Source organism: Nocardia sp. NPDC056611 (genome assembly GCF_042792755.1).
GTDB lineage: Bacteria > Actinomycetota > Actinomycetes > Mycobacteriales > Mycobacteriaceae > Nocardia.
Genome location: NZ_JBHTVV010000001.1, coordinates 1,383,267 through 1,404,482 on the forward strand (window position 1 = coordinate 1,383,267; position 21,216 = coordinate 1,404,482).

19 protein-coding genes are annotated in these 21,216 nt (G+C 70.7%); 13 read left to right on the forward strand and 6 right to left on the reverse strand.

Annotated features, from left to right (window positions below; genetic code table 11):
* Positions 1-22 precede the first annotated feature (22 nt).
* The gene (locus ACFRAQ_RS06360) at positions 23-1,063 is read left to right on the forward strand and encodes a hypothetical protein (protein ID WP_379094788.1); all 1,041 of its coding nucleotides are present in this window, start codon (positions 23-25) and stop codon (positions 1,061-1,063) included.
* A gap of 28 nt (positions 1,064-1,091) precedes the next feature.
* Here ACFRAQ_RS06360 and ACFRAQ_RS06365 read toward each other — a convergent pair whose 3' ends face one another.
* Positions 1,092-2,105: an alpha/beta hydrolase gene (locus ACFRAQ_RS06365; protein ID WP_379094790.1), complete on the reverse strand. Its 1,014-nt coding sequence runs from the start codon at positions 2,103-2,105 to the stop codon at positions 1,092-1,094.
* A 39-nt stretch (positions 2,106-2,144) separates the two neighbouring features.
* The gene (locus tag ACFRAQ_RS06370) at positions 2,145-2,936 is read right to left on the reverse strand and encodes an SAM-dependent methyltransferase (protein WP_379094793.1); all 792 of its coding nucleotides are present in this window, start codon (positions 2,934-2,936) and stop codon (positions 2,145-2,147) included.
* A 95-nt stretch (positions 2,937-3,031) separates the two neighbouring features.
* Here ACFRAQ_RS06370 and hutH point away from each other — a divergent pair, with 95 nt between their 5' ends.
* From hutH to hutI, 4 genes are read left to right on the forward strand one after another with little or no spacing between them, the layout of a single operon-like run.
* A complete protein-coding gene (gene hutH / locus ACFRAQ_RS06375; protein WP_379094796.1) occupies positions 3,032-4,576 on the forward strand; it encodes a histidine ammonia-lyase in 1,545 nt (514 codons plus the stop codon).
* Positions 4,573-6,222 (forward strand): urocanate hydratase, encoded by a 1,650-nt coding sequence (gene hutU, locus ACFRAQ_RS06380; RefSeq protein ID WP_379094799.1) that lies wholly within the window; start codon positions 4,573-4,575, stop codon positions 6,220-6,222. The genes hutH and hutU overlap by 4 nt, the downstream gene beginning before the upstream one ends.
* 1 nt (position 6,223) lies before the next feature.
* Positions 6,224-7,519: a formimidoylglutamate deiminase gene (locus ACFRAQ_RS06385; protein WP_379094802.1), complete on the forward strand. Its 1,296-nt coding sequence runs from the start codon at positions 6,224-6,226 to the stop codon at positions 7,517-7,519.
* The gene (hutI, locus tag ACFRAQ_RS06390) at positions 7,516-8,691 is read left to right on the forward strand and encodes an imidazolonepropionase (protein ID WP_379095855.1); all 1,176 of its coding nucleotides are present in this window, start codon (positions 7,516-7,518) and stop codon (positions 8,689-8,691) included. Before ACFRAQ_RS06385 ends, hutI begins: the two co-directional genes overlap by 4 nt.
* 13 nt (positions 8,692-8,704) lie before the next feature.
* On the opposite strand, the gene ACFRAQ_RS06395 is transcribed toward hutI, so the two are convergent.
* Entirely contained in the window at positions 8,705-9,142 is a 438-nt protein-coding gene (locus tag ACFRAQ_RS06395) for a T6SS immunity protein Tdi1 domain-containing protein (RefSeq protein WP_379094805.1), read from the reverse strand.
* Positions 9,143-9,236: 94 nt separating this feature from the next.
* Here ACFRAQ_RS06395 and ACFRAQ_RS06400 point away from each other — a divergent pair, with 94 nt between their 5' ends.
* The 3 genes from ACFRAQ_RS06400 (at position 9,237) to ACFRAQ_RS06410 (ending at position 11,770) form a co-directional block, all read left to right on the forward strand.
* The gene (locus ACFRAQ_RS06400; protein ID WP_379094808.1) at positions 9,237-10,220 is read left to right on the forward strand and encodes a cyclase family protein; all 984 of its coding nucleotides are present in this window, start codon (positions 9,237-9,239) and stop codon (positions 10,218-10,220) included.
* Positions 10,221-10,349: 129 nt separating this feature from the next.
* Complete coding sequence (locus ACFRAQ_RS06405; RefSeq protein WP_379094811.1) at positions 10,350-11,096, forward strand: AraC family transcriptional regulator; 747 nt, start codon at positions 10,350-10,352, stop codon at positions 11,094-11,096.
* Positions 11,097-11,203: 107 nt separating this feature from the next.
* Positions 11,204-11,770: a YbhB/YbcL family Raf kinase inhibitor-like protein gene (locus tag ACFRAQ_RS06410; RefSeq protein WP_379094814.1), complete on the forward strand. Its 567-nt coding sequence runs from the start codon at positions 11,204-11,206 to the stop codon at positions 11,768-11,770.
* A gap of 62 nt (positions 11,771-11,832) precedes the next feature.
* Here ACFRAQ_RS06410 and ACFRAQ_RS06415 read toward each other — a convergent pair whose 3' ends face one another.
* On the reverse strand, positions 11,833-12,621 hold the full coding sequence (locus ACFRAQ_RS06415; protein WP_357086327.1) for a hypothetical protein: 789 nt from the start codon (positions 12,619-12,621) through the stop codon (positions 11,833-11,835).
* Positions 12,622-12,707: 86 nt separating this feature from the next.
* Entirely contained in the window at positions 12,708-13,250 is a 543-nt protein-coding gene (locus tag ACFRAQ_RS06420) for a lipoprotein LpqH (protein WP_379094817.1), read from the reverse strand.
* A gap of 148 nt (positions 13,251-13,398) precedes the next feature.
* On the opposite strand from ACFRAQ_RS06420, the gene ACFRAQ_RS06425 reads away from it, so the two are divergent.
* The 5 genes from ACFRAQ_RS06425 (at position 13,399) to ACFRAQ_RS06445 (ending at position 20,378) form a co-directional block, all read left to right on the forward strand.
* Positions 13,399-14,826, forward strand: coding sequence for a hypothetical protein (locus ACFRAQ_RS06425; protein ID WP_379095858.1), 1,428 nt, complete (start codon positions 13,399-13,401; stop codon positions 14,824-14,826).
* Positions 14,823-16,016 carry a hypothetical protein gene (locus tag ACFRAQ_RS06430; protein WP_379094820.1) on the forward strand — a complete coding sequence of 398 codons (1,194 nt, stop codon included), beginning with the start codon at positions 14,823-14,825 and terminating at the stop codon, positions 16,014-16,016. The genes ACFRAQ_RS06425 and ACFRAQ_RS06430 overlap by 4 nt, the downstream gene beginning before the upstream one ends.
* A 2-nt stretch (positions 16,017-16,018) precedes the next feature.
* Positions 16,019-17,533 (forward strand): tetratricopeptide repeat protein, encoded by a 1,515-nt coding sequence (locus tag ACFRAQ_RS06435; RefSeq protein WP_379094823.1) that lies wholly within the window; start codon positions 16,019-16,021, stop codon positions 17,531-17,533.
* The gene (locus ACFRAQ_RS06440; RefSeq protein ID WP_379094826.1) at positions 17,530-18,945 is read left to right on the forward strand and encodes a hypothetical protein; all 1,416 of its coding nucleotides are present in this window, start codon (positions 17,530-17,532) and stop codon (positions 18,943-18,945) included. The genes ACFRAQ_RS06435 and ACFRAQ_RS06440 overlap by 4 nt, the downstream gene beginning before the upstream one ends.
* Positions 18,946-19,055: 110 nt before the next feature.
* Positions 19,056-20,378, forward strand: a complete 1,323-nt coding sequence (locus tag ACFRAQ_RS06445; RefSeq protein ID WP_379094829.1) for a serine hydrolase domain-containing protein — start codon at positions 19,056-19,058, stop codon at positions 20,376-20,378.
* Between the two features lie 19 nt (positions 20,379-20,397).
* On the opposite strand, the gene ACFRAQ_RS06450 is transcribed toward ACFRAQ_RS06445, so the two are convergent.
* A complete protein-coding gene (locus tag ACFRAQ_RS06450) occupies positions 20,398-21,114 on the reverse strand; it encodes an SDR family NAD(P)-dependent oxidoreductase (protein ID WP_379094832.1) in 717 nt (238 codons plus the stop codon).
* Positions 21,115-21,216 lie beyond the last annotated feature (102 nt).

Genomic DNA, 21,216 nt, shown 5'->3' on the forward strand with positions numbered 1-21,216 from the left:
TCGAAGATCTACGATGCACGGTATGGGCGCGCGAAATGTGCACTTCGTTGGGAGCTTTCCGGCCGAGAGCACCGGCGATGCGATGCGGGCGATGCTGGACGGTGCGGGCCCGCGGTTACGCACCCTGCCCACCGGGGAGACCCGCCGCTACGAGTGGTACATCCAGCCCATCATCGACGACCTGGTCGCCCAGGGTGCGCTGGAGGTGAAGAGGAGCGGCACCTGGCTCTCCAGTCACGAACGCACCATCCACCGTGCGGCCCGGGGCGTCGAGCTGACCGGCGGCATGATGGAACTGGGGTACCTGGCCGAGGCCCAGGAGGCGATGCCGATCTTCCGGGCCCTGCGCGCGGAACGGGATCTGCCCGGACTGTCGCTGCAGATCGGGATGCCCACCGCCTTCACCCTGGCGTTCATAGCCATGGGCCGGTGCGGCGTGCGCAAGCATCGGAAAGCATTTCAGGACGCCAGTATTCGCGATATCGAGACCATTCGCGCGCTGGCAGGTGACGACGTGGTCGTGCAGTTCGAGGCGACCGCCGAGATGGTGCTGATGGCCACGACCCAGCCCCTGCACCGGCAGGTGGAGGCGGCGGCCGGCCTGGGTCGCGGCATCGCCGAGATGGCCGCGGCGACACCGCCGGGGACCCGCATCGGCGTCCATTTGTGCCTGGGCAGCATGAACAACAAGGCGCGAACCACCTTGCGGGATACCAGACCGCTGGTGGCGCTGGCGAATTCGATTGCCCGGCAGTGGCCTTCGGGAAGAACCCTGGAATTCATCCACGGCCCGCTGGCGGCCGGAGACATCCCGCCGTCCACGGATCCTGCCTTCTACGCGCCCCTCGCGGGCCTGGACCTGCCCGCGGGCGCCCGCTTCCACGCCGGGCTGGTCCACGAAAGCCCCACCGAGGCAGCGCAAATCGAGACGCTGCGGATTGTCGAGAAGGCGCTGGGTCGTCCGGTCGACGGGGTGGCCAGTGCGTGCGGCCTGGGCCGCCGGCCGCGCCCGATCGCCGACGCTCTGGTCACTCGCGCCGGCTTCCTCGCCGCCGCAGGCTGATTCGGCCTCAGCCCGGGCTGATTCGGCCTCAGCCGACGACCGACTTCATCCAATCGACGACGACGGCGTGATAGTCGCGGGTGTTCGGGGCCAGGTTGATGGCGTGACCACTGTCGGGCAGCACGTAGGCGCGCAACTTCGCGGCCGGTGAGAAGTAGGGACTCTCGGCGGCCTGGAGGGTGGCGCTGTCGGCGCAGACACTGAAGCCCGGACCACAGACCATGCGGTCGCGGCTCCCGTCCACCAACAGCACCGGGGCGGTCATCAGGCTGGACTCGCCGGGCAGCGTGGCGAGCAGGCCGTCGGGATACTCGGTGAGGGAGAAAGTCTCCTTGGTGGCCTCGTCGAGGGCGACCACCCGCGGATCCGGGTTCAGGCCGTGGAAGTCGGCGGCGCGGGCCCCGGGGCGGGTGACCAGATACGTGGAATCGTAACCGCGCCCGGCGAATCCGGGATCCTCGACGGCCGGATAGTAGCTGCTGATCACCCCCAGCACGTCGGGGACGCTGAGCGTGTGCGAGTAGCCGGTGAGCACGACGCCGTCCACGTCGTGATAGCCGATGGCCTCCATGACCGAGGTGCTCGACGTGAGTGAGTGCCCGACCGTGACCACCTTGGCGAAGGGGGCATTGCCCGCCAGTCCGGCGCGCAGCGACTGCACCATGACGTGCAGGGCGTCGGCGGTGGCGGTGGCCGTCAGCGAGAGACTGGGCGGCCGGGTGCTCGCGCCGTTGCCGAGCCGGTCGGCCACCAGTGTCGCGTATCCGGCCTGGTTCATGGCCTGGCGGAAGTTGTAGGTCTCCGGCTGGTAGGGGAAGTCCCAGTAGACGTGGTTGTAGTTGGAGCCCGACATCAGGACCATGACCGCGTCGGCGGGACCGTCGGGCAGGCACAGCGTCCCCGACAGCGTGCCCTGCGACACCGGGAAGCTGACGTCCTGGCACCGGCCGGCCGTCGAGTCGTCGGCCTGGGCGACGCCCGGGGTGAAGCACAACAGCGTCGCGGCGGCGCTCACGGCCAGCGCACGGAACTTGGTGTGCACGTGGGTAATTCCCTTCCGGGGATCGGGATGGGCTGCGGCTCAGAGCTTCCGGCCGATACCACAGAGGACGACGAGACTGGTCGGGCCCGGGTCGACCGCGAGCCACTCGTTGGCGGCGACCAGACCCGGGGGCAGCATCTCCATGCCGTCGAAGAACTCCCGCACCCGTTCCGGCGGGCGGAAATCGGGCTGGGCGGGGCTGTTCGCGGCATTGGTGGCGGCGGTGTTCTTGAAGAACGGGTGGGTATTGGTCGAGGCGTGCTGGATGGCGAGCAGGCTGCCCGGGGCCATGGCCTCGCGCAGGCGGGCCACCGCTTCGAACGGCTTCTCGTCGTCCATGACGAAATGCAGGACGCCGACGATGAGGAAGGCGACCGGCTGTGAGAAGTCGATTCCGGCTTCGATACGCGCCAATTCGAGAATCTTGTCCGGTTCGCGAATGTCGGCGAGGATCGGCGTCACGCCCGGCGCGCCGGTCAGCAAGGCGTTGCTGTGGGCGAACACCACGGGATCGAAATCGATGGACGCCACGATCGAGGTCGGCTCGATCTCCTGCGCCACCTCGTGCACATTCGGCGAGATCGGAATGCCCGCGCCGATATCCACGAACTGGCGGATACCCGCGTCGGCGGCCAACTCGACGGCACGCAGCAGGAAACGCCGACTGTGCCAGGCGGTCACCCGGGTATCGGGCGCGACTTCGAGCATCCGATCGCCGTATTCGCGATCGGCGTCGTAGTTGTCCTTGCCGCCGAGCATGTAGTTGTACACCCGAGCAGGGTTGGGCCGGAACGGGTCCACACCAACCGGTGCTCGATTGTTCTCAGACACCGCACCTCCCTCGACATCCACGCCGATGGTAACAATCGGCGGCGCGCGCCAGAGGGAAACGCGCAGCTTACCCGCAACCCGCCAGAATGGTGCCCATGACGCGAATCGGAACCGAGCGGGTACCGGTGGGAGCGGGGCCCCTGACGCGGGCGGCGGTGGTGGCGGTGGCCCGCCGCCACGCGTGGGTGGACGTCGACGCGCGGGCACTGGCGGATCTGGAACGGAGGCGCCGCGACATCGACGAGCTGGCGCACAGCGACCGGCCCGTCTACGGGGTGTCCACCGGATTCGGGGCGCTGGCCCTGCGGCACATTCCGGCGGATCGGCGAACCGACCTGCAGCGCTCGCTGATTCGCTCGCACGCCGCGGGGGCCGGAGCGCCCGTCGAACCCGAGGTGGTGCGCGCCATGATGCTGCTGCGGCTGCGCACCTTGTTGTCCGGGTACACCGGCGTCCGGCCCGAAACCGCCCGTGCACTGGCCGCGCTCCTGGATAGCGGACTGATTCCGGTGGTGCCGGAATACGGTTCGCTGGGCTGCTCGGGCGATCTGGCCCCGCTGGCCGCGGTCGCGCTGGCGCTCATGGGGGAAGGCTCGGTGCTCGGCCCCGACGGCGCGCGACCCATCGCGCCCGCGCTGGCCGAGCACGGACTGACCCCGATCATCTTGGCGGAGAAGGAAGGTCTGGCCCTCACGAACGGCACCGAAGGCATGCTCGGCATGCTGGTGCTGGCCATCGAGGACCTGCATCGGCTCTTCGATCTGGCCGACCTCACCGCCGCCATGAGCGTGGAGGCGCTGCTCGGCACCGACCGCGTCTTCGCCGCCGACCTCCAGGCGCTGCGCCCGCATCCCGGGCAGGCGGTGTCGGCCGCGCGCATGCGGACGGCGCTGGCCGGATCGGAGATCGTGGCCAGCCATCGCGGCGAGGACTGCCCGCGCGTCCAGGACGCCTATTCGCTGCGGTGCGCACCGCAGGTACACGGCGCGGCCCGCGACACCCTCACCCACGCCGAGACCGTCGCCGAACGCGAATTGGCTTCCGCCATCGACAATCCCGTGGTGCTGGCCGACGGCCGGGTGGAGTCCAACGGTAACTTCCACGGGGCGCCGGTGGGCTATGTGCTCGACTTCCTGGCCATCGCCGTCGCCGACGTGGCCGGGATCGCCGAGCGGCGCACCGACCGGATGCTCGACGTGCACCGCTCGCACGGGCTGCCCGCGTTCCTGGCGGCCGACCCGGGCGTCGACTCCGGGTACATGATCGCGCAGTACACGCAGGCCGGGGTGGTGTCGGAGCTGAAGCGATGCGCGGTCCCGGCGTCGGTGGACTCCATCCCCTCGAGCGCCATGCAGGAGGACCACGTGTCCATGGGGTGGTCGGCGGCCCGCAAACTGCGCCGTGCGGTGGACGGGCTGACGACCGTGCTGACCATCGAACTGCTCACCGCCGCAAGAGCCTTGGACTTCCGCGCGCCGCTGCGGCCCGCACCGGTGACCGGCGCCCTGCGGGACCTGGTCCGCACCCGGGTCCCCGGCCCCGGACCCGATCGGCATCTCGCACCCGATATCGCCGCCGTCACCGACCTCCTGCATTCAGGAGCGATGGATCACCTTCTCGGACAAGGGGTTTCGTCATGACCAGAACGGTTCGCGCGGCCCGCGGCAGCACCCTCACCGCCCGCACCTGGCAGACCGAGGCCGCCTGGCGGATGCTGCACAACAACCTCGATCCCGACGTGGCCGAACGACCCGGCGACCTGGTCGTCTACGGCGGCACCGGCAAAGCCGCCCGCGACTGGCGCTGCTTCGACGCCATCGCCCGCACCCTCGTCGACCTGAGCGCCGACGAGACGCTGCTGGTGCAGTCCGGCAAGCCGGTCGGCGTGCTGCGCACCCACGAATGGGCGCCCCGGGTCCTCATCGCCAACTCGAATCTGGTGCCGGACTGGGCGAACTGGCCGGAATTCCGGCGGCTGGAGGCGGCCGGGCTGACCATGTACGGGCAGATGACCGCCGGATCCTGGATCTACATCGGCACCCAGGGCATCCTGCAGGGCACCTACGAGACCTTCGCGGCCGTGGCGGCCAAGCGTTTCGGCGGCACCCTCGCCGGAACCCTCACCCTGACCGCCGGCCTGGGCGGCATGGGCGGGGCGCAACCACTGGCCGTCACCATGAACGGCGGCGTGGCGCTGTGCGTCGAATGCGATCCGCGCCATGCCCGGCGGCGGGTCGAGACCCGCTACCTCGACGAGATCGCCGACGACATCGACGACGCCCTGACCCGGGTGCTCGCCGCCAAGGCCGCACGGCGGCCACTGTCGGTGGGGCTCATCGGCAATGCCGCCGAAGTACTGCCGGAACTGCTGCGCCGGGAGGTCCCGGTGGACATCGTCACCGACCAGACCTCCGCCCACGATCCGCTGACCTACCTGCCGATCGGCGTCGCCGTCGAGGACTGGGACGACTACGCGGGCCGCAAACCCGACGAATTCACCCGCCGCGCACGCGAATCCATGGCCATCCACGTGGGGGCGATGGTCGGGTTCCTGGACCGGGGCGCGGAGGTCTTCGACTACGGCAACTCGATTCGCGGCGAGGCCAAACTGGCCGGGTACGAGCGGGCCTTCGACTTCCCCGGTTTCGTGCCCGCCTACATCCGCCCGCTGTTCTGCGAGGGCAAGGGACCGTTCCGGTGGGTCGCGCTCTCCGGCGACCCGGCCGATATCGCCGCCACCGATCGCGCCGTCCTCGACCTGTTCCCGGAACAGGAATCCCTGGCCCGCTGGATCCGGCTGGCCCGCGACCGGGTCGCCTTCCAGGGCCTGCCCGCCCGCATCTGCTGGCTCGGCTACGGCGAACGGCAGGCCGCCGGACTGCGCTTCAACGAACTCGTAGCGGACGGGACGGTCAGCGCGCCGCTGGTGATCGGGCGCGACCACCTCGACTGCGGGTCGGTCGCCTCGCCGTACCGCGAAACCGAGGGCATGGCCGACGGTTCCGACGCCATCGCCGACTGGCCACTGCTCAACGCCCTCGTCAATACGGCCTCCGGGGCGAGCTGGGTGTCCATCCACCACGGCGGCGGGGTCGGCATGGGGCGCTCCATCCACGCCGGACAGGTGACCGTCGCGGACGGGACGCCGCTGGCCGCGCAGAAACTCGACCGGGTGCTCACCAATGATCCGGCCACGGGGGTGTTCCGGCACGTCGATGCCGGATACCCGGAGGCCGATGCCGTCGCGCGGGCGAAGGGCGTCCGGATTCCGCTGGGGGAGGCCTGAATTGACCACCTACTGGGGTGAGCGCGCGTGGCTGCCGTCGGGGGTGGCGGAGGGGGTGCGCATCGATGTCGCCGAGGGCGTCATCGTGGCGGTGGCCGGCGGTGAACGGGCCTGCGGGACCCGGCTGCCCGGCATGGTGGTGCCGGGGTTCGCCAACGCGCACTCGCACGCGTTCCATCGGGCGCTGCGCGGACGGGCCCAGTCGGGTCGGGGCAGCTTCTGGACCTGGCGGGACCGCATGTACGCGGTCGCCGCACGCCTGGAGCCGGACTCCTATTACCGGCTGGCGCGCGCGGTGTACGCCGAGATGGTGCTCGCGGGCTACACCAGCGTCGCGGAGTTCCACTACCTGCATCATGCGGCGCACGGGCAGCGGTACGCCGACTCCAACGAGTTCTCGCACGCGCTGGTCGCGGCGGCCACCGATGCCGGGATCCGGCTGACGCTGCTCGACGTGTGTTATCTGGCAGGCGGTTTCGGTCAGCCGACGACCGGTGCGCAGCAGCGATTCGACGACGGCGATGCGGAGGCGTGGGCGCAGCGGCTCGAATCCTTCTCCCCGGCAAGGGGATTGGTGCAGGTCGGGGCGGCGATCCACTCGGTGCGGGCCGTCCCCGCGGATCAGCTGCCCACCGTGGTACACGGCGCGGGGGACCGGACCCTGCACGTCCACCTGTCCGAGCAGTCGCGGGAGAACGAGGAATGCCTCGCGGTCCACGGCTGCACGCCCACCGAACTGCTGGCGGCCGCCGGGGCGCTCGGCCCGCGCACGGTCGCGGTGCACGCGACCCATCTGACGCCCGGGGATATCACCGCCCTCGGGGAGGGCTGGGCGTGCCTGTGCCCCGGTACGGAAGCTGATCTCGGCGACGGCATCGGGCCCGCCCGGGCGCTGGCCGACGCCGGGGTGCGGCTGGCGCTCGGCAGTGACGGGCAGTCCGTCATCGACCCCTGGTTCGAGGCGCGGGCCCTGGAAATGCACGAACGGCTCCGCAGCGGCGAGCGGGGACGATTCGGCGCGGGCGAACTGCTGTCCGCCGCCACCGCACACGCCGCCTCGGGATGGACCGGCCCGGGTGTGATCGCTCCCGGCCGGGACGCCGACCTGGTGTGCGTGGACACGGCGTCACCGCGCACCGCGGGCGTGACCGGGGACGGAATTTTGTTCGCGGCCACCGCATCCGACGTCACCGATGTCATGGTCGCGGGCCGCTGGGTGGTCCGCGATCGCGCCCACGGAACCCTCGGCGATGTCGCCGCGGCCCTCGACACCGAGATCGGAGCACTATGGCGATGAACCCGGAGACCACGGTCATCACCGGCATCGGCGAACTCACCACCAATACGGCGGAGTACGGCGTCCTGCGCGACGCGGCCCTGGTGATCGAGTACGACCTGGTGCGCTGGATCGGCCCCACCGCGACGGCTCCGGCTGCCGATCACCATGTGGACGCCGGAGGCCGGGCCGTACTGCCCGGCTGGGTGGACAGCCACACCCACCTGGTGTTCGCGGGGGATCGCACCGCCGAATTCGGGGCCCGGATGAGCGGAATCCCCTACTCCGCGGGCGGTATTCGCACCACGGTCGATGCCACCCGAGCGGTCAGCGATGCCACTCTGGCCGCGAACCTGCGGCGGTTGCGGGCCGAAGCCCTGCGTCAGGGCACCACCTACCTGGAGACCAAGACCGGTTACGGGCTGACCGTCGCCGACGAACAGCGCTGTGCCATGGTGGCCGCCGACATCGCGGACGAGGTCACGTTCCTGGGCGCGCACGTGGTCCCGCCCGAACTGTCCGCCGACGAGTACCTGGACCTGGTCTGCGGACCCATGCTCGACGCGGTCGCGCCGTATGTCCGCTGGACCGATGTCTTCTGTGAGACAGGCGCTTTCGACGCCGATCAGTCGGCCCGGGTGCTGACGGCGGGCCGCGCACGCGGCCTGGGTCTTCGCGTCCACGGCAATCAACTGGGCCCCGGGCCGGGTGTCCGGCTGGCCGTCGAGCACGGCGCGGCCAGTGTCGACCACTGCACCCACCTGACCGACGCCGATGTCGCCGCGCTGGCCGATTCCACCACCGTCGCCACCCTGCTGCCGGCCTGCGACCTCTCCACTCGCCAGCCACTCGCCCCCGCCCGCCGCCTGCTGGACGCCGGCGCCCGGATCGCGCTCGCCACGAACGCCAACCCCGGCAGCTCCTATACGACCTCCATGGCCTACTGCGTGGCCACCGCGGTCCTGCAGATGAATCTGACTATCGCCGAGGCGATCTGGGCCGCGACCGCGGGCGGCGCCCAAGCGCTCGCCCACGATCTGTCGGCGCCCGGCGCGGTGGGGGTGCTGCGCCCGGACTCCGCGGCCGACCTCCACATGCTCGACGCACCCTCCGCCATCCATCTCGCGTACCGCCCGGGCGTCCCGCTGACCCGGTCGGTCTGGCGGCGCGGCGAACAGGTGCGGCCCGGCTAGCCGGAGCGCTTGCTCACGAATCCTGTTCGTGCGCCTGCGCCACCAGATCGAAGAACACCCAGACGCCGCCCTTCTGATAGGCGTCCGGCGTCTCGGAACCGCCGAGGAAGGGGTACGGGGTGGCGATGTAGACCTCGCCGTCGTCGAGCGGGCCGAGGCGTCGGCGGATCTCGGCGACATGACCCGGCTGCAGTACGTAGGTGATGACGCTCGGATCGAACAGGACCCGGCTGACGAAATCGGTGACCTCGGTGAAGACGCCGTAATCCTTCACGCCGGGACTGTACGGGTCGAAGATGCCGTACTCGCCGGTGCGGCTGCTCATCAGGAACGCGTGCCCCAGATCCGAGTAGCCGACCACCGTGTCGTACGGCGGATACTGCTCGGCCCACGCCGGCATCACCCGGTCCATACGCAGGTCGCCGATGAGGCGGAAGGGAACGCTGGTCACCGCGACCATCCAACCAGACCGGCCGGGACTCTCACTCGACAGGTTCCGCCGCACCGGGTAGATATCGAGCGACCGATCGACATGGAGGTGCCCGGTGACCGAGGAATGGCGCAAAGCCGCTGAGCGCGTGCGGAACTGGGGTCGCTGGGGCGACGACGACCAGCTCGGGGCACTGAACCACCTCACACCGGACCGCATCGCCTACGCCGCCACCCGGGCGCTGCGGGGCCGCGCCATCCAGCTCGGCATCCCCATCGACGCCTACGGCCCCCAGGGTTCCAGCGGCTACCGGCGCAACCCCATCCACCTGATGTCCCTCGACGGCGGCGACGCCGAGCTCGCGGGCTACCTCGAAGGCTGGGGCGGACCCACCGAAGCCCAGGTCGCCGGACTGTACGGGCACGGCCCGATGCGCTTCAACGACGACTACCTGATGATGCCGCTGCAATCGTCCACGCAATGGGACGCCATCTCGCACGTGTACTACGACGGACTGCTCTACAACGGGTACCCGGCCGGTTCGGTCACCAGCTTCGGTGCGACGAAACTGGGCATCGAGCGGATCGCCGAGGGTGGCGGCGTGGTCGGCCGCGGCGTCCTGCTGGACGTGGCCCGGCACCGGAACGTGGACCGGCTCGAACCGGCCGCCGTCATCAGCCCGCAGGAACTGGCCGCGGTGGCCGAGGCCCAGGACGTCGAGCTGCGGCCCGGCGACATCCTGGTGGTGCGCACCGGCTGGTGGACCCGCTTCCTCGAAACCCGCAGGCACGGCGAATGGTTCGCGGGCAGCCCCGGCCTGAGCTGGCGGTGCGCGGAATGGTTCCACGAACACGACATCGCCGCCGTCGCCGCCGACAACCCGGCCGTCGAGGTGATCCGGCCCGAGGACGGGGTCATGATGCCGCTGCACATGATCGCGCTGCGGGACATGGGCATGCCGCTCGGCGAGATCTGGGATCTCGAAGCGCTGTCCCGCGATTGCGCCGAGGACGGCGTCTACGACTTCCTGCTCTGCGCGCCCGCTTTGCGAATTCCCGGTGCGGTGGGGACCCCGATCAGCCCGATCGCCATCAAATAGGACCGGCGGCCGGTAGATTCGGCAACGCTCATGGTCGAAAGCGGACAACCCAGTCGAACACCGCGGTACGCGCCGAGGGCCGGTGCCCCCACCGGTCTCGAACTGCTGGACTTCGACCGGCTCCGCGGCATGTCCGTCGCCCTGGGCCGGGAGACCATTCGCGGCGATTTCCACGTGCTGGCCCGGTGCACCGCGGGCAGCGGGCGGCTGACCGTCGACTTCGCGGCACACGAACTCACCGCCGACACCATCGCCTGGATCCATCCCGGCTGGACGCACCGCTGGGACGACATCGCCGACCTGAAGGGCGATCTCGTGCTGGTGCGCTCCGACCTGGTTCCGGCCGCGGTGCTCGGACGGCTGCCGTCCACACCCCCGATCGTGGCCGCCAATGCTCTGACCGACAGTGCCTTCGACCATCTGGCCGGGGAATACGCCGCCGATCCGCCCGACGCCGCTATCCTCGGGCACCTGCTCGGCGCGGTCACCCTGCGGCTGTCGGCGGCCCTGCCGGCGCCGCCGGAACCCACCGACCTCTTCGGCCGGTTCGCGCGCCTGGTCGAACGCTGTCACGCCGACACCCGGGAAGTGTCCTGGTACGCGGCACAACTCGGCTACTCGCCGCGCACCCTCTCACGCGCCGTGCAAGCCGCCATCGGGGTCACCGCCAAGCAGTACGTGAACGCGCGCGTCACCCTGGAGGCGAAACGCCTGCTCGCGCAGAGTCCCGCCACCACCGCCGACTGCGCCCGTCACCTCGGCTTCGACGACCCGGCCAACTTCACCAAGTTCTTCCGTGCCCACACCGCGACCACCCCCACCGGGTTCCGGCTCGAACTCGGTGAGCAGGGCGCGACCCCGGCGTCCCCCGGGTGACGCCGGGTGAACCGCCGCGGCCGTCAGGCCGGAGGCGCGGGCTGCCAGCAGCCAAACGGCGGTCCGGGCGGGGTGATCAGAGTCCAGCCGATGAGCAAGGAGAACACGTGGCGGTCATCGGGAAAATACTCCGGAATCGGCGCGCGACGGCCGCGGAGCTGGCCTGGGGCCGGGCGAATCTGGGCGCGGGCGACGTCTTCGAGGTGACGAGCACGGACTTCACGCACGAGGCGCGGCTGGACATCCGGCACACCATGAGAAGAGTCGGAGGGCAGGATCTTTCGCCCGCGCTGGCCTGGTCGGGACTACCGGCCGGACATGCCGGACTGCTGGTGGTGGTCGAGGACCAGGACGCGCCGTTCGGCGGGCCGTTCGTGCACGCGCTCGCACTGATCGAACCTGGCATCGGCGAATTGGCGACGGGGGCACTGGGTTCCGGCACCGACGCCGAGGGCGTCCGGCTGCTGCGGTCGAGCTGGGGCCGGGGCTACATGGGGCCCGGGCCGATTCGCGGGCACGGACCGCACCGCTACGTCTTCCAGGTGTTCGCGCTGGCCGAACCGGTCGCGCTGCCCGGCGGCCGGTCGCTCGACGCCGCCACACCGCACAAGGTGCTCGACGCCGCGCGGGCCTGCGGGCGCGGGCGGATCGACGGGTTCTACGAACGTTCCTGACACAGCACGAGAGCCGCGGGCGGCAAGGCCTGCGGCTCTGGGGGATTCGATCCGGTCGTTCATCATCCGGCGGCGTTGACGGGCAGCGACAGCACCACCTCCTGTTCGTTCTCCGGCAGGTAGTGGACGCCCACGATGCGGCCGACCTGGACCAGCGAGACCGCCGTCGGGGGCAGGAACTTCTCGGTGCGGGTCTCGAAGGTGGTGCCGTCGGGGCGGGTGACCACCAGGACCAGGTCCAGACGGGTGTAGCCGTCCCGGATCTCGCCGGGCACCGACAGCGACCGGACCACCGCCTGCGCCGCGGTGCCGCGCCGGGCGATATCGAGCTTGGCGGGCGTGGTGAAACCCTTGCGGATCATGGCCGCGTTCATGGCGTCCTGGGCCGCCGAGGTGTCGCCGGACAGGTCCACCTCGACCTTGTCCAGGCTGTCGGGCAGGTAGCGGACCGGCAGCACCACGCCCGGACGCAGCAGGGCCAGCTGGGTGAGCGGCACGATCAGCTTGGCGTGCGAGGCGAACACCTTGCCGTCGGCGCCCTCGACCCGGAAGTCGATGCGCACCTGCGGCTGCTCGTTGAGATACACGCCGGTCTGGCGGACGCTCTCGACGGTGCCCAAACCCACCAGGCCGTCGCGGAACTGGGAGCTGTTGGTGCCGGTGAAGGCCGACATGATGCCGTCGCCGGTGAAGGCGAAGACGATCGGGATGATGGTCAGGGCGATGATCGGCAGGGCCATCTGCGGGCCCACCCAGCCGAAGACGTCGTCGGCGGTGAGGCCGTGCCACAGGTAGTAGCCGATGGCCAGGACGCCGAGAGCGAGGACGCTGTAACGGATTTGGTTCTTCATGTGTTTCTCCTGATGCGAAGTCGTTGTGGTTGCCGCCCCCGCTCGTGCCCGGTGGCACGAGCGGGGACAACGGGGGCCGGGCCGGGTCAGCCGACGATGGTGGAGCAGGCGAAGACGATCTCGAACTTCTCGGTCTTCGGGCCCGCCATCGGGTTCGACAGGTCCACGCCGCCGACGCCCTCACCGGACACCGTGTAGGTGTTGCCGCTCTTGGTGACCTTCGCCGAACCGCCCGGCATGCCGTTACCGAAACCCACCGCGTACGGCTGGCCGTTCGCGCCGCCCTTGGTGCCGGTGATGCCGACCGCCTGCACGGTGTCGTCGCCGGTGATGGTGGCGCTGGCGGCGAGGGTGCCGTAGGTGGCGTTGCTCTGGTCGGCGAGCGCCAGGGCCAGGGTGCCCGCCTGCTTCACGCAGGTGGTGTCGAACTTGCCACTGATCGCCTTGCCGTCCACCGACGCGGACGACGCGCCGCCGGCGGGAGTCGCGGAGCCGGGCGCGGCGGAGGTCGCGGCGGTGGTGGGGGAACCCGACTTGGAATCGCTGGAGCTGCAACCGGTCACCAGCAGCGCGGCCGCGGCGGTGGCGGCGAGGACGGCGGTGGTTAGGCGGATCGGCTTGGTGTTCATGGTCATTCCTCGTTCTCGTGATGGTGGCTCCGGGGTGGAACCGATGCCAGAACAGTAGGAATCGGAACCCGGCCTACCGATCCCAACTTCCGGGGCGCGCGGGCCGGGGAAACTGCGATAACGTGGGCGAATGCGACGACCGCGGGCCATGGTGCTGGATGAGGTCTGGCACCGCCTCGCCGGTGTCGAACCCCTGAGCGGACCCCACGGCGGGCCCCTCCGCCGCACCGTCAAGCTGATCCTGGATCCCCTGGTGATCCGGCCCGTCCAGCACCCGGCCTGCGCCGGAGCCATGCTGACCGCCGACGGCGCGGTGCTGCTCGCCGCCCGCGTCCACGCCGCCGCCGACGTCCTCGCCGCCACCGCCGCCTGGTTCACACTGCTCAAGCAGACCCGGCGCGCGCTGCGCATCACCGAGGGCAATGCGCAGGATCTGTACTTCCAGCGCTGCTTCGAACTGGCCACCGTCTCGGGTCGGCCCGATCCCGTGCGGGACCGGCCCGCCGCGGAAGCGGCGCTGCGCGAGATCCACGGGGTCACCGCAGGACGCACCACCCAGGCGCTGCGGGAGTACCTGTCCGAACCGGAGCGGTCCGGGGAGGTGGCCGAGCTGATCGACACCGCGTGGCGGCGACGCCCGCTGACCGAGGTCCCCGATCACGCGGATCTGCTCGGCGAACTCGTCGACGCCTGCGCCGCAACCCGATTCGACGATGCGAACGATCAGCCGGACCTCGACGACGCCGTCGCGGCGTCCGTGGGCACGCACACCGGGATTCGGCTCTGGGACGGTGGGATCGGCAGTACCGCACAGGAACTCGGACTCACCCTGTACCCGCTGCCGCAACCGCCCGGAGTGGGAGCGTCGGCCGCTACCGCCACCCTCGGCCTACCGCTCGACCGCACCATTCACGAGCGGGTCTTCACCGTCCTTCAGGCCTCCAGCGAACGCGCCGATCTGCCCCCGATTCCGGAGCTCGTCGACGCCGAGATCGCGCGCGCCTGCTCGCCTTGGGCGCTGCTGGACGAGTCGCTGCGGGTGGCGGCGGCCGCGGGAGCCAGGCTCGCGGTCGCCCTGCGGCCGCTCGGCGACCACCGCGGACACGGGCCGAACGGCAAGGGCGGGAGCGTGGTTCCGCCCCAGGCCCGAGCAGGTGCACCGGATGCGGAGGCCGGCTCACCCGGCATCACCACCGGAGTCCCCGGGGCCGCGACAGATTCGGAGGACCCCGCCGCCGGTGGCGCGGCAGCCCGGCTGATCAACGGGCGCTGGCAACGCGAGGCCTACGTCTTGCAGGCCCGGCGGATGGCGGTGCACGTGGGCGCCGTCGACGGGCCGCTGGGTGCCATCGCCGCCGATCTGCGGGTGCCGTGGCGTCCTTACCTGCGGAGGCTGTGGCCGCGATTGCATGGCCGGGATGTGCGCGAATTTCCGGTGTACGCGGCCGACGAGCTCTGGGACCTCCTCGACGGGGTGGCACGCTCGGTCATCCTGGACCACCGCATGCGGGTCAAGAAGGCCCTGGCCGCCACCGCGACCGCCGAGCCCGAGGCCCTGGAATCGAGGGCGGGATGACGCACTCGACCGTCACCATCGAGCGCTGGCCCGACGCTGTGCGCGCGATCGTCCCGGCCGGAACCCCGGCCGTCGCGCCCGCCGGACCCGGCGTCATGGTGCTGGAAGTACTCGGCGGCCTCCTGACCTGGAATGTCCTTGCCGCGCAAGAACTCCCCGTAGCGATCATCGACGATGTCGACGCCGCCCAGGAGTGGGTGTGGGCCCTGTACGGCGAGCTGGTCGCCACCGCGCTCGACGCCGTGCGGCCGCGAGCCCGCGAACTGGACAGGGATCTCGCCGAATTCGATACCGCCGCAACCGGTCCGGATACTCCCCTCGACGAGCCGACCGGTGTGGACGACGGGGTTTACGGTGCCGACGCTGTCGATCGCGGGCCCCAAACCCTCCCCGCAGACTCCCGTCAGCGCCGCCTGACCGAAGCGGCGACGGCCCCCGGGCTCCCCGCGCTGGTGGCGAGTGCCCGCAGACTCGCGTACGCGCACTGGGCGTCACGCTGGTGGCCGGTCTCGGTGCTGGACGGCATCGCCGCGCTCGACCAAGCCCTGCTCGATCGCGATATCGCACTGCTGACCGAGGAGTGCGAGTCGCTGGTCGACGGGGACGACGCGGTCCCGCCACCGGTTCGGGAACCTGTCGAATCCTCGCTGCGGGCTTCGGATTACGCGCTCGCGGCCGGTGACGGTGACCGGATCGGCGCCGCCATGGTGCTCGCCCGCGGCACCGGTGGCTGGGACTGGCGGCGGTGCCCGCCCGGCCTGGTCGACGCCTCCGAATCCGCGGTGTCCTGGCAGGTCCTGCGGGCGGCCGGGGTCACCACCGTCGCCATTGCCGTGGCGGCTCATCCGGACCTGCCCGCAGGGGTGCCCGAGCATCTGCGGCCGTGGGCCCGCGTCGACACCGGGCGTGGTGAGCTGCTGACCGAACTGCGTCCGGGTGGCGACAGCTGGACCGGCGAATCCGATTTGCCCGCATCGGCTTCCACGGTGGACGTCGCCATCGGCGTCCCGGGCTTCGGGCCCGACCTCGAGGCCGATCCACAGGCGGCGGCGCAGGGCGCGGTGCGTCGGCGAATTCGCGACTTCGCGGCCGAACGGCTCCGGACCGCGTCGGCCCAGGTCGGTGACGACGGTCCGTTCGCGCCACTGCTCGCCGAAATCGATGCCGCCGCAGGTGATTCGGACTTCTGAGCATGAGTACGGGTATCGACGAGAACACGGGCGAGAGCCCGCTGTTACGGGCCGGGGCGGAAGCCGTGGCGCGCGGCGAACTACTGGAGGGGCTGCGGATATTCGAGCGGGCCGCCGAGGTCGAGCACGGGGATCTGCGGTTGTGTGCGCTGGTGGACGTGGCGGTGGTGACCGATCGGCTGGGGGATCACGCCGGGGCGGCAGCACGGTTCCGGGAAGCACTGGCGCGGATGCGGAAGGACGCGCCCAGGATGTATCCCGGCGCGCTGATCGGTTTGTCACAGGCCTTGCAGAATCTCGGGGATCTGGACGGGGCGCAGTCGGCCCTCGAACAGGCTCGGGAGGTGCTCGGGTACGAGGGTGCGCCGGGCGATCTGCGGCTGGCGTGCCTGGTGTCCGCGACGGCGATTGCCCTGCATCGGCAGCAGTGGTGGCGCGCGCTGGAGCTGGCCGGTGAATCATTGGACGCGGCACGGCGGTTCGGGCCGGAGCAGGCCGGGCATCCGCTGATGAACCTGGCCGCCGCGCATTTCGAGACCGGGCGCTGGGAACTGGCCCAGGATTTCGCGGGGCAGGCGCTGGCCGCCTTCGAAGCCGTCGCCGACCCCGGCGGCGTCGCCGAGACCCAGCAGAACCTGGCTTTGATGCACACCCGCACCGGCGCTTTCGACGAAGCCGAACCGCTGCTGGCCGCCTCCCAGGAGTATTTCGAGGCGACTGGAATGGCGCATCGCGCGGGCATCGGTCTGAAGGTCATGGGGTTCATCGCCGAGCGCCGTGGGCGGACCGGTGCCGCGGACGCTCAGTACCGGGCGGCGCTGCACCGGTTCGAAGAGTCGCACGCCGTGGTCGAGGCAGCGGACGTGCGACTTCGATTGGCCACCAACGCGTTCGCGGCGGGACGATACGAGGACGGCGAGTCCGAGCTGGCGGCGGCGCGCGGCGCCTACGCCGCTCGCGGCCTCGGGCTGCACTGCGCCCAGCTCGACTACTGGCACGCGGGACTCCTGGAACCGCTCGTCGCGCACGTGCCGGGCCTGCTGGCGCGAGCGGTGGATCTAGCGGTCCCGGCGGCACTGGCCTTGGACGCCGTCCGTTACGAGCTCCCCGACGGCACCCAGCGTGACACCTGGAACCGCCGCATCGTGAATCCCGCCCTGCGGCTCGCCTTCCGGTACGCCTACCTGGCCGGGGACGCCCGGCTGGTAGCCGACCTCATCGACAATCAGTGCGCGGGAACGATCCTGGACATCGACCGGCTCGCCGCGGACCAGCCCGCACCGCTGGACCTGTTCGAACCCTTCGATCCGCCCTCGGACTCGGCGGCCGCGGTTCAGGACGCGCTGCAACTCGGCACCGCCCTCGCCGCGGTGGCCGCGGGCGCGGGACTGCCTGTCGCGCCACCGCCTCGTATCGCGGTGCGACCGGACGGCCACATCGCCCTGTCCGCCTGGCTCGACGCCGCCGAACAACGCTACGGCCGCCGCGTCCGCACCGATCGCGTGATCCCCGCATGACGCCCACCGTGCTGGTCCGCATGGCGGACGCGGGCGACCTCTACCTGACCTGGCGCTGGATCGACGACAGCGCCCCCGCCGGGGTCGGAGTGGTACCGGAAGACCAGGTCGAAGCGGCCATGAGCCGGTTCACCGCCGCCCTCCCCGCACCGGGAGTCACCGGTGGGCTCGAGAATGCGCTCACCGCAGGTGAACTGGCGACCGCCGGGGCGGAAAACGCGCTGGCGCAGTATCTCTCGTCGGTATTTTTGCCGTACAACCTGGCCGTATCGCTGCACGAGTTCTCCGTGCGAGGTATTCGCCCCCACATCCGGATTCAGCCGTCGCCCCGCACCGCCCAACTGCCCTGGGAACTGATCGCCCCCGACCCGGATGTGCGCCTGCTGGACATCGCCGACGTGAGCGTCCTCGCCCCGCCCGGCATCGTGCACGCCCCCGCCCGGGTAGCGCGATCATGGACGGACACCCGCGATCTGCCCGTCGTCGCGGTACTCGACCCGCGCGTGCCCGGCTTCCGCGCCGACTCCGCCCTCGGATCCGTTCTCGGCCGGATGGACTCCGCCGCAGCCCCACTGGCCGCGCTGGTCGCCGACCACGCGGCCGCCGGCCGCCTCACCCCGCCCGTCGCCGAACCGGTGGAGGCGTTCCGCCGCACCGATCTCGACCGCGCGTGGCTCAGCCGCGCCCTGCACGCGGGCGCGGCCCGGCTGCTCTACGTCGGCCACGTCACCGCCGCCGCCCCCGAATCCGGCCGCAGCGAATCGGCCACCCTGCACCTGTCCTGCACCGCCGCCAGCCCGGGCTGCGCGCCCGCCTACCGCGATCATCGCCCGCTCTCGGCGCGCGACCTGCTGCTGGGCACGCATGCCCTCGCCGCGGATCCGAGCTCCGGCAACCTCGGCGATGATCTGGGCTACGGTCCCGGCATCGTGGGCGAGCGCGCTGGGACCATTGGCCAAGGAGCTGGGGGCATCGGCGATGGCGCCGGGAGCGCGGGCGGCGGTGAGACGGGCAATGGTGTTGGCGGCGTGCGTGTTCCCCGGACGGGACCCGAGATCTGGCCGATTCCGAGCCGGGTCGCGCTGATCGCTTGTGAGAGTGGTGGCGACCTGCGCTTCGCCGAACCCGTCGGCCTGGTGGCGGCCATGCTCACCGGTGGCGCCGAACTGGTGACGGCGGGGCGTTGGCCGCTGCCCACCGACCTGGCGTTCCGCCGGTGCTCCGGCATCCCCGACAGCGTGCACCCGTTCCAGGAAGCCGTGTGCGCCATCGACTCCGCGCACGAGACAGCCGACCCGGTCGTCGCCCTCAATGCCTGGCAGCGCACACATCTGGCCGCCTGGCGCGCGACCGGGGCGATCGAGCATTCCCCGCTGATCTGGGCGGCGTTCGCCACCGTCGACACCCACTGATCGGCTGCCCCGAAAACCCGCGCCCCCGAAAGTCACGGGCCGGGAAAAGCTAATCGCGCCCGCCGATTCTCCGATGAGCCAGACGGATTCAACGGAGTACGGAGGATCGTGTGGCGCGCTTCCTGACAGGCATCCTGGCGGTGATGATGGCGGCCGCCCTGACCTCGTTCGCGGCGCCCGTCGCCGGGGCGGAGCCGGACGGCCTGCGGCACTGCGACGTCAGCGACGGCAGGCAGCCCGACACCGCGACCGCCGAAGAGGTGGGCCTGGATTCGGAGGCGCTGCGGCGCGCGGTCGACTTCGCCTCCGACCCCACCCGCTTCACCGTGCAGGTGTTCCGCAACAACTGCCTGATCGCGGCCGGACCCACCAATCAGCGGGCGGGTGGCGTCCCGTGGAATCTGTGGAGCGGCACCAAGAGCGTCGTGTCCATGGTCGCGGGGATCGCGGTCGGCGAAGGCCTACTGCGCGTGGACGATCCGATCGGCGACTACCTGCCCGCCGGGCTCGGTGACGCCGAACATCGCGCGATCACCGTGCGCAGCCTGCTGACCGAGACCTCCGGCATGGAGATCGCCATCGCCTCCGAAGGCATCACCGGGGTGGCCCGGCTCGACCCGAACGTGGTCGCGCAGGCCCTCGCCATGCCCATCCTGCATCCGCAGGGGGAGACCTGGCAGTACAGTCAACGCGCCGTCGACCTGCTCGTGTACGTGATCCAGCGGGCGGTCGGCGAGGACTTCCAGGCGTACGCGCAACGAAACCTGTTCGATCCCTTGGGTATCCGGCACACCGACTATCTGTGGGCGCGGGACCGCAGCGGCAACACCTACGGGCACGCCCACCTGGTGCTCCCGCCCGACGACTACGCCAAACTCGGCCTGCTGCTCGTCAATCGCGGCACGTGGCACGGCCGCCCGGTGATCCCGACCGCCTACCTCGCCGAGGCCACCACCTCCAACGGCGTCAACCCCTGCTACGGCTTCCTGATCACCGTCAACGGCCCCGACTGTGAGGACCTGTTCCCGGGCCTCCCCAAGGACGCCCTCCAGATGGCCGGCATGATGCGCCAGGACAACTTCATCGTCCCCAGCCTCGGCCTCCTCGTCAGCTGGACCGGCGTCACGGTTCCCGGTGGCGCGGTGAGCTTTCCGCACGACGTCCTGCGCGGCCTCACCACCGCCTTCCGCACCCCCGCACTCTCCGACCCCGGCCCCTACGTCCAACGTCCGGACGCCAGCATCACCGACCCCATGTTCATGAACCCGGACGCCACCCTCGCCGCCCTGGGCCTCGGCCCGATGGCCTACCCGGGGTGCGGCCTGCTGGAATGCCTCGGCAAACCCCTGTACCCGCCCTTCGGCGACTGGCCCCCCGGCTGTTTCATCCTCGGCTGCACCGGGGCCGATCCCGCGACCCCGGGCATCCGCTGACCCGTCGGGGGGCATGGGTTCAGAAGCCGATCTCCACTTCGGTTCGATCCCGGCCGGTGTACAGATCCCAATAGTGGTCGCCCAGTTCGCTATTGGTCATGCGCGGGATGCTGACGCCGGACGGCACCACTTCGGGGTGCTCGTCGACCATGCGCTCCGCCTCGCTGTCGCCGATCAGCACGCCGATGTTCATCAACCCGACGTGCACGCCGGTGCCGCGCAGTTCCTCGGCCAGTTGCAGCACGTAGGCCCGCTGCGCGGCCAGGGCCACACCGAAATTGGCCAGGTAGGGCAGCACGCCGTGCGCGGGCGAGCCCGAGGAGAACAACAGGGCGCCGGTGCGCCGCTCGAGCATGGCGGGCAGCAGGGCTCGGGTCATCAGGATGGGCGAGTGCAGTTTCAGGGTGATGGGAACGCGCAGGGCCGCGAGGTCCACGGCGCGGGTGGAGGGTGCGCGGTCGGTCATCCCGGCGGCCGCGCCGTGCAGTGCGACATCGATGTCGCCGAAGGTCCGCCGAATGGTCGCGATGGCCTCGTCGAGCTGGTCCGCGGCGGTGACGTCGGCGGGGAAGGCCTGGGCCTCGATGCCCTCGGCTTTCAGGTCGGCCACGTGCCGATCGGCCTTGTCGGGTCTGCGGCTGATCACGGCGACGCGGAACCCCTCTCGCCCGAAGCGCCGTGCGACGCCCATGCCGAGGCCGGGGCCGAAACCGAAGATCGCGATGGTCTTGCTCATGCTCGCTCCCAGATAAGTTGAGCAGTGGTTCAAGTTACATCTCCGACGCTAACACTAAGTTGAACCTATACTCAACATAAATCGTGACCCGGATTTGTAGGA

Excerpts from the sequence above, each read along its gene's own strand:
- hutU (WP_379094799.1), top strand. The coding sequence starts at position 4,573 with ATGACCAGAACGGTTCGCGCGGCCCGCGGCAGCACCCTCACCGCCCGC.
- hutH (WP_379094796.1), top strand. The coding sequence starts at position 3,032 with ATGACGCGAATCGGAACCGAGCGGGTACCGGTGGGAGCGGGGCCCCTG.
- ACFRAQ_RS06440 (WP_379094826.1), top strand. The coding sequence starts at position 17,530 with ATGACGCCCACCGTGCTGGTCCGCATGGCGGACGCGGGCGACCTCTAC.
- ACFRAQ_RS06405 (WP_379094811.1), top strand. The coding sequence starts at position 10,350 with ATGTCCGTCGCCCTGGGCCGGGAGACCATTCGCGGCGATTTCCACGTG.
- ACFRAQ_RS06360 (WP_379094788.1), top strand. The coding sequence starts at position 23 with ATGGGCGCGCGAAATGTGCACTTCGTTGGGAGCTTTCCGGCCGAGAGC.
- ACFRAQ_RS06420 (WP_379094817.1), bottom strand. The coding sequence starts at position 13,250 with ATGAACACCAAGCCGATCCGCCTAACCACCGCCGTCCTCGCCGCCACC.
- hutI (WP_379095855.1), top strand. The coding sequence starts at position 7,516 with ATGAACCCGGAGACCACGGTCATCACCGGCATCGGCGAACTCACCACC.
- ACFRAQ_RS06415 (WP_357086327.1), bottom strand. The coding sequence starts at position 12,621 with ATGAAGAACCAAATCCGTTACAGCGTCCTCGCTCTCGGCGTCCTGGCC.
- ACFRAQ_RS06450 (WP_379094832.1), bottom strand. The coding sequence starts at position 21,114 with ATGAGCAAGACCATCGCGATCTTCGGTTTCGGCCCCGGCCTCGGCATG.
- ACFRAQ_RS06435 (WP_379094823.1), top strand. The coding sequence starts at position 16,019 with ATGAGTACGGGTATCGACGAGAACACGGGCGAGAGCCCGCTGTTACGG.
- ACFRAQ_RS06430 (WP_379094820.1), top strand. The coding sequence starts at position 14,823 with ATGACGCACTCGACCGTCACCATCGAGCGCTGGCCCGACGCTGTGCGC.
- ACFRAQ_RS06425 (WP_379095858.1), top strand. The coding sequence starts at position 13,399 with ATGGTGCTGGATGAGGTCTGGCACCGCCTCGCCGGTGTCGAACCCCTG.